The sequence below is a fragment of the Deltaproteobacteria bacterium genome, from assembly GCA_016210005.1.
Classification (GTDB): domain Bacteria; phylum Desulfobacterota; class Binatia; order HRBIN30; family JACQVA1; genus JACQVA1.
Genome location: JACQVA010000046.1, coordinates 1 through 7,648, shown reverse-complemented (window position 1 = coordinate 7,648; position 7,648 = coordinate 1). Strand labels below are relative to the sequence as shown.

Annotated in this window: 6 protein-coding genes; 2 read left to right on the top strand and 4 right to left on the bottom strand. The window is 65.1% G+C overall.

All coding sequences use genetic code 11. The features are described 5' to 3' along the window. Positions 1–411: 411 nt before the first annotated feature. The 3 genes from HY699_05400 to HY699_05390 all read right to left on the bottom strand — a co-directional run bounded on the left by HY699_05400 (position 412) and on the right by HY699_05390 (position 2,722). On the bottom strand, positions 412–1,347 hold the full coding sequence (locus tag HY699_05400) for an amidohydrolase (GenBank protein ID MBI4515236.1): 936 nt from the start codon (positions 1,345–1,347) through the stop codon (positions 412–414). Between the two features lie 20 nt (positions 1,348–1,367). After that, a complete protein-coding gene (locus tag HY699_05395; protein ID MBI4515235.1) occupies positions 1,368–1,823 on the bottom strand; it encodes a universal stress protein in 456 nt (151 codons plus the stop codon). A 125-nt stretch (positions 1,824–1,948) separates the two neighbouring features. Beyond that, entirely contained in the window at positions 1,949–2,722 is a 774-nt protein-coding gene (locus HY699_05390) for an SDR family oxidoreductase (protein ID MBI4515234.1), read from the bottom strand. Between the two features lie 98 nt (positions 2,723–2,820). Between HY699_05390 and HY699_05385 the strand changes: the two genes are divergently transcribed. Then, positions 2,821–3,858: an MBL fold metallo-hydrolase gene (locus tag HY699_05385; GenBank protein ID MBI4515233.1), complete on the top strand. Its 1,038-nt coding sequence runs from the start codon at positions 2,821–2,823 to the stop codon at positions 3,856–3,858. Positions 3,859–4,197: 339 nt separating this feature from the next. Beyond that, positions 4,198–6,108: a sulfatase-like hydrolase/transferase gene (locus HY699_05380; GenBank protein ID MBI4515232.1), complete on the top strand. Its 1,911-nt coding sequence runs from the start codon at positions 4,198–4,200 to the stop codon at positions 6,106–6,108. Between the two features lie 9 nt (positions 6,109–6,117). Here HY699_05380 and HY699_05375 read toward each other — a convergent pair whose 3' ends face one another. Next, positions 6,118–7,377 (bottom strand): aldo/keto reductase, encoded by a 1,260-nt coding sequence (locus HY699_05375; GenBank protein ID MBI4515231.1) that lies wholly within the window; start codon positions 7,375–7,377, stop codon positions 6,118–6,120. Positions 7,378–7,648 lie beyond the last annotated feature (271 nt).

The window sequence follows — 7,648 nt, the reverse complement described above, 5'->3', positions numbered from 1 at the left end:
TTGTTCATCTTCGGTCAATTCGACATCGAATGGGCTTTTTCTGGGCATCCGCACCGCCTCCACCGCTGGCGGAGACGGTAGCACGGCACCCGGGGAATTCCCACAAGATAATACGTCATCGTATTTACGAATTGCGGTACTAAGCCCCACGGTCGACAACGCCGCTCGCAGGATCGACGCGCCACGCTCAGCACCCAACGCTCTTTTTTGTTGAACGGCTCTGCGTACCACTGGACACCTCCTGTCCTGAGTCAGCCGACTCCTCCGTGACTACGACTACCGCAACAAGATGAGAACTACTTACCCATTACAGTGAGATCCTGCACCTGTCAAGAAAAAACTATTCGGCTTAGCTGGCGGGCCGCCTGCGCTCCCGGATGTCACCCAGCTAGGCACTGACTCGCTCGGGGTTCAGCCGAGCTTCAGGAATTCAATCGCGTTGTCGTGCAGCACGCGCTGTTTGGTTTCCTCTTTGACCGGTAGCGCGAGGAACTGTTGCAGGCAGGCCTCGATGCCCAGGCCGTTGGTGCCGAAGAGAACCTTGTCGCGGCCGCGCGAGCTGTCCATGAAGCGCACCTGGCGCTCATCGAGGCTTTTCGGGAAGTAGGCGGAAATGTCGCCGTAGACGTTCGGGTGCCGCCACAGCATCGAACACCACTCGTCCACCCACGGCCAGCCGGTGTGGGAAAGATTGATACGCAGGTTGGGGAAGTCGATGGCGACGTCGTCGGCCAGCATCGGCCGGCCAACGTCGGACGGCAACACCTCGGCGGAATGGCCCACCTGCATCCCAACTGCGATGTCCAGCTCGTTGCACTTGGCGTAGAGCGGGTAGAAGCGGCGGTCGTTGGGCGCCAGGCCGAACGACAGCGGGTGGAACCAAACGTACTTGAAGCCGAACTGCTTCACGCCGCGCTCGACCTCTTGCAGGCTCTCCTCGATGCGAAAAGGGCTGTAGCTGGCGGCACCGATGATGCGGCCGTTCGACTCGGCCACGATCTGCCCGACGTCGTCGATGCTGTAATCAAGGATGAGCTGGTGGTGATAATGATACGACCACATCTTGGTAGCGGTGATCACGATGTACTGATAGCCGAGCCGGTCCATGTCGGTTATCAGCTCGGCCACCGAGCCGTGGCCGGTCAGTACGCGCGGGCGCTTCGCCTTCTTCTCTCCCGGCGGCTGCGCGCCGCCGGCGTCCTGGTTGCGCTCGGGGCGGCGAAAGACGCTCTTGAAGGTGGTCTGCATCATGATCTGGAATTCTTTGAACTCGAAGGGATTGCGGCCCAGATCGCGCCGGGCTTCCGGGGGATGGTTCATGATGTCGATGGCCGGGATGGGGCTCATGGCTGCCGCCTCCTGTCCGGTCACTGTGTGTCGGTTTCGCGATGGATGACGAAGACCGGGCAGCTGGCGTGGCGCACGACCTTTTCGGCGACGCTACCCATGACCAGATGGACGACGCCGCCGCGGCCATGAGTGGACATAACGATCAGGTCGGGTTCGATGCCGGCGGCGGCCTCGATCAGCTTCTCGTAGGGGTCGCCGTGCAGGATATGGAACTGGCGCGGGCAGTTTGCCGGCAGGCATTCCTGCGCCGCCTTCTCGATCAGCTCCTGCGCCTTCTTTTCCGCGTGCTCGACCATGGTCCAGTGGGGCACCTGCTCGGGCTCGTAGAGCGGATCAGCGGGGTTGCCGATGACGTGCACCAAATGCACGGTCCCCTGTGACATCTCGGCGAACCACGCGGCATATGGCCCCGCCTGATCGCAATGGACCGAAAAATCGATCGGAAGCATGATGCGCTTGAATCCCTTCACCATCGGCAGGTCCTCCAGCTTGAGCTATTCTAGGCGCCGCCCCTATCTGCCTCAGCAACGCCGTCATGGCAACGGCGGCTTGATCGGCTACTTGCACCGCCGGCTCCGGCCACAACAAATCACATTTCTCACACCAGCAGAAATCCCCCGTCGACCACCAGGGTCTCGCCGGTGATGAACGCGGCGGCCGGGCTGGCGAGGAAAAGGACCGCATCGGCAATGTCCTGGGGCTGACCCACGCGGCCCAGCGGTACGCGGCTCAAGATCTCGCTCATCGGGCTGGCGATGAGCGGGCGGGTGCCCGGCGTCTCAATTACGCCGGGGGCGACCGCGACCACTCTGATCCTGTGCTGTGCCAGCTCCAGGGCGGCGGCTTTCGTCAGCATCACCACCGCCGCCTTGCTGGTGTCGTAGTGCGCCACGCCGGGGTTGGTCGGCTTGAAGGCCTGCACCGAGGCGAGGTTGACGACACAGCCGCCGTTGCCGAGCTCGGCCATCACCCGGCCACCCAACTGGGTGCACAGGAACACCGCGCGCAGATTAGTGCCGAGCACCTTGTCCCACAGCTCGGCCGGCAGCTCGAGGAAGCTGTGGAACGGGTAGATGCCGGCGTTATTGACCAGGATGTCGAGCCGGCCCAGCTCAGCGCGCGTGCGCCCGAGCATGTTTTCGATCGTTGCCGTTTCGGTAATGTCGCCGGCCACGGCGAGCGCCCGGCCGCCGTCGCGGCGAATCTCGCTCGCCACCTTCTCGGCCTCGGCCCCGTCGAGGTCCTGCACCGCCACCGCGGCGCCGGCTTGCGCCAGCGTCAGGCAAACCTGCCGGCCGATGCCCATGCCACCGCCGGTGACAGCGGCGACTTTGCCGTCGAGTCCAAACTTCTCTTCCAATCCCCTGGCCATGCCCTCCCTCGCTCGCCGTCATCGCTTACCCCATCTTGCGCAGCGGGGGAACCCGGTGATAGGCGTGAGCGCGCCCGCACAACTGCAAGGAGGTGCCCATGCTCTTCCACGAACTCAACCGTGGCAAGTGCAAGACTTATCTCGTGGCCTGCGAGAACACGCGGCAGGCTGCGCTCATCGACCCGCTCAAGGACAAGGCCGACCGCTATCTGGCGATGCTAGCCTATCACCGCTGCGCGCTGGCGCTGGTGATCGACACCCACACCCACGCCGATCACCGCACCGGCGCTTGGGATCTGCGTGACCTCAGCGGGGCAGCGGTGGTCATGCACCGCCGCGCCCCTGCACCCCACGTCGACATCCACGTCGAGGACGGGCAGCAGCTCAGCCTGGGCGGGCTGCAGCTCAACGTGCTGCATACCCCCGGACACACGCCCGACAGCATCAGCGTGCAGGTGAACGATCGCGTTTTCACCGGCGACACATTGCTCATCCGCGGCACCGGCCGCGCCGACTTCGCCGGTGGCGACGCCGGGGCGCAATACGACGGCATCACCCAGAAGCTGTTCGCCTTACCCGATAGCACGCTGGTGTTTCCGGCGCACGACTATCGCGGGCACAGCCACAGCACCATCGGCGACGAGAAGCGAGCCAATCCCCGGCTCGCCGGCCGCTCGCGCGCCGCCTATGTCGAGCTGATGAACAACCTCGGCCTGCCGCTACCCGACAAGATCCAGGAGGCGCTGCAAGCCAACCAGTCGGCAATTGAAGATGACTCGCTGCAGTTCCCGCCGTTGGCCCAGCTCAACCGGGTACGCCAATTCACGCCCGGTGATGTCAGTCGGCAGCTGGCCGGCGCGGCGCCGCCTTTGCTGCTCGACGTGCGCGAGCCTGAGGAGTACAGCGGCGAATTGGGTCACATCCCCGGCAGCGTGTTGCTGCCGCTGAAAGAGCTGCCGGCGCGTGCCACCGAGCTGGGCGCGCACAAGGATAGGGATGTCGTCGTGATCTGCCGCGCCGGTATCCGCAGCACCACTGCGGCAGCGATCCTCACCGGCCTCGGCTTCGAGCACGTCGCCAATCTTAAGGGCGGTATGCTGGATTGGGTCGAGGCGCGCCTGCCGGTCGAGCGCTGAGCGCAAGGCCAGCGATTCCATCAACGCAAGCAAGCGCGGACCAACGGAGGACCAACGGCGTGTTGGCGATCAAGGCGGTGGGGCGCAACTGGCGCGCGCCAGGTACTATATCGCGCGCGATCAGGTGGCATTCGATACGAGCCGGGCGTTCGGCTGACGAGTTCAGCCCACGCGGTGGTCCAGCCCCTCAAAGACCCCATCCACTCAGCGTGCTCGCTCCCCGGGCGGCTTGAGCGGGTCCCAGGGGGCGTATTGTCCGTCCGATAGTACCGCCTGGGCCCCGCCTGGGCTCGCCCGCTTGACCGGCGGGCCACTGCCGCTGTAGCCTGTTGTGACTTGATGGTGAAGTGGCAATACCCGTTAGTGCGGCTGTCACGCTACGCCACGTCCTATCGTGAAGCGCGGGCGTACCCCTTTGGGTTCTTGGCCGGTCAGTTGCTGGCCTTCTTCGGCATCAGTCTCTACGTCAAGCTGATTCAGATGCGGCTGACCGCCGACTACGGCGGGTCTTGGCTCGGCCGCGGCCGCTTTTGGGTGAACAGCTTGCACTACCTGCTCTTCGGCGCGCAAGAGGTCGCGCTGTTCGCGGCACTGCTGGCAGCTGTAGCGCTGTGGCGCCGCTACGACTCGGGTGCCGGGCAAGTCTCGCGCGCGGCCGCGGCGCTCCTGGCGTTTGTGCTCTTGCCGGTGCTCTCGGTGATCGAGGTGCTGGGGCTAGAACACTTTGCCTTGTTTCTGACTCCGCTGGGGCCCGAGGAGGCCCGACTCATCGCTTGGGCCGGCCATGTCGTCTCCGCCGGCGGCGCTCTGCAATCACCGGCGACCGTAGCCGGCTTGGCCCTGATCGCGCTCGCCTACTACCTAACGCCGCTTGCACTCTGGCTCAGGCCGCGGCCGGACACGCCCTGGCGCCGTCCGGTGGCGGCCACCGTGCTCGCCGGCCTGGTTCTCGCCGCGCTTCCAAAACCCCCGCTGGCGGATGCGCTGCTCGAGCCCCACCCGGTCCTCTGGCTGCTGTTCGGCGGCCGGCCGCAACGGCTCTGGCAAGGCAACGAAGGGATTGCCGCCACCGCGCCCGAAGCCGCCCGCGGACGGCCGCGCTTCACCGTCAGTGAGCGCCCGACCAACGTGCTGCTATTCGTGCTCGAGTCCACCAGTGCCGCCAGCGTCGCACTCTACAACCCCGCTGCCACCGCCGGCCGCCAGCTCGCTCGCTGGCGCGACGAGATGGTCCTGTTTGAACAGATCTACGCCCCGGTGCCGACATCGGGGCACGCGATGTTCTCCATCCTTTACGGCATGTATCCCTACATCGGGCCGTTTTGGACCAGCACGGGCAAGTCGGTCGCCGCCGAGTCCTTGGCCCAGGTCTTCACCCGCGCCGGCTATGCCAGCCACTTCTACATCACCTCCGACCTCAACTATGACAACATCCGCAGCTTCGTGGCGCCGGGCTTCGAGCGCGTGCTCGACACCAACGACTGGCCGGGGCAGGAGGCCTACACCCAATTGCCTTGGGGCCGCGACGATCGGCTGCTGATTGAAGAGATCAAGCGCTTCATCACCGCGCGTGATCAGCGGCCATTCTTCCTGTTCGCGATGACCAGCAACCCGCACCATCCCTATGATGTGCCCCATCTCCCTCCCGACCCCGCCAGCAGCGAGCCGCGCCAGGCGCACGCGCGGCTGGTCGATTACAACTTCGATTTGCTGGCCGAGTTGTACGACTGGCTGAAGCAGCGCGGCGTCGCCGAGCAGACCCTTTTGCTCGTCCTCGGCGACCACGGCGAGGCCTTCGGTGATCACCCCGGCGACTTCGGGCACGCGGCCTTCATCTACGTGGAAAACATGCACGTACCGTGTTTCATCTTGCACCCGCGCCGGCTGGGCTTGCCGCGCCGGATCGCACAGCTCGGCTCACAGGTGGACTTGCGGGCCACCATCCTCGACATCCTCGGCCGCCACAACGACAACCCGGGCACCGGCATGTCGCTGCTGCGCGAGGACGCCGGCCGCATGGTGGCCAACTTCACCGAAAATGGGGTCTCACATTTCGGCATGCGCGACCAGCGCTTCAGTTACATCTACACACCCCACGTCGACAGCGAGCAGCTGTTCGACCGGCACGGTGATCCGGGCGAGCTGCACAACATCGCCGCGCGCGAGCCCACCCTCACCGCTCGCTACCGCGAGCGGCTGCGCCACTGGGAGGCGCAGCATCAGCAGCTGCTTACCCAGGTTCTGCAGTAGGTCGCCCGCTCAGGCCAGCGCCAGCAGCCGGTGAAAAGCCTGCAAGCGCTCGCCGATCGGCAGTGCGAACGGGCAGGCGGCTTGGCAGGAAGCGGCGCAGCCGGCGCAGCGCGAGGCGTTGTGCTCGGCCGAGAGCGCGGCGTAGCGCCGCAAGGCTTCACCTTGCTGGCCGTAGTTCTCGAAGTACATGGCGTAGCGAAAGATATCGTCCACCGGCACGCCCTCGGGGCAATGAGGCAAACAGGCGCCGCAGCCCGGGCGGCAGTACTGGCCGGTGATCGCCTGGTCGTAACGCTGCAACAAGGCGACGTCGGCCGGCTGCAAGCGCTGGCCGGAGGCGTAGAGGTACTCGTCGATCTGCCGGAAGTCGCGAAACGTCACTACCAGTCCGCTGACGTCGGGGTTGCTCAGCACCCACTTAAAAGCCGCCTGGCTGAACGCCTGCGACTGGTCGGCGAAGTCCTTGAGCACGGTGGCCTTGGCCCCCTTCAGCGTCTTCATCGCCACCACCCCGATGCCGCGCTGTTTGGCGTCGCGAAAGATGCCGCTCAGGTCGGGCCAGTTGTTGAAGTTGTAGGCCACCAGCAACATCTGAAACCGGCCGCTGTCGACCGCGTGGCGCATCACGGCTTCGAGGTTGGGGGTGTGACTGCTGGCGCCGAGAAAGCGCACTTTGCCTTGCTCTTTGAGCCGATCGAAGGCCTCGTGAAACGCCGGCGCCATCAGCCGCTCGAGGCTGTTGACTTCGTGGATGATGCAAACGTCGAGATAGTCGGTCTGCAAACGCCGCAGACTGGCTTCGACGGCTTTGATGATGTCGCCAACCGGCGTGTCCTGCGGCAGGTGCCCATCGCCGGTGCAGAACTTCGAGGCCACGAATACCTTGGCGCGATGCGGCTTGAGCGCCTTGCCGATGACCTGCTCGCTGCCGGTCTGGCTATAGTCGGGCGAGGTGTCGAAGTAGTTGATGCCCCGCTCGACTGCCCGTGTCACCACGTCTGGGTTGGTGATGCCGCCACCACCGAAAGAAATGTCGGACATGGTGATGCCGGTGCGCCCGAGCGCGCGGTAGCTGCGCACGGTCGCCCCCTGCCATGCCGGATCAGCTTGCGCCGCGTGCGTCGGCGCTTCGCGTAGCAGAAACAGATAGGTGCTGTTCTTCCAGGCCGCGTACGCGCCGGCCACGGCACCGCCGGCCGCCGCCACTGTCGCTACGCGCTTCAGAACCGTCCGGCGCGTCAACTTCCCGGAGGTCTCGTCGTCAGCCATAACCCACCTCGCGTGCGCGCACCCTACTCGCTCACTGCGGTTGAAGCAACCGGCGGTACGCGCGCGGGAATTCCCCGCGGGGTGTGCGACAAATCTGTGGGTAACGTGCAGCCGACCAGGCAAATCCTCACCAGTCTGACAGTACTGGGTACTGTCAGGCCGAGGCCTATGGCCGAAAAGGACGCAATTTGTCATCTTCCAGGCGCGGCGCCACTTCTTCAGCTGCTTCTCCGCACGATTGCGGTCTCTGCGCAGCCGTGCGCTTCGTAGT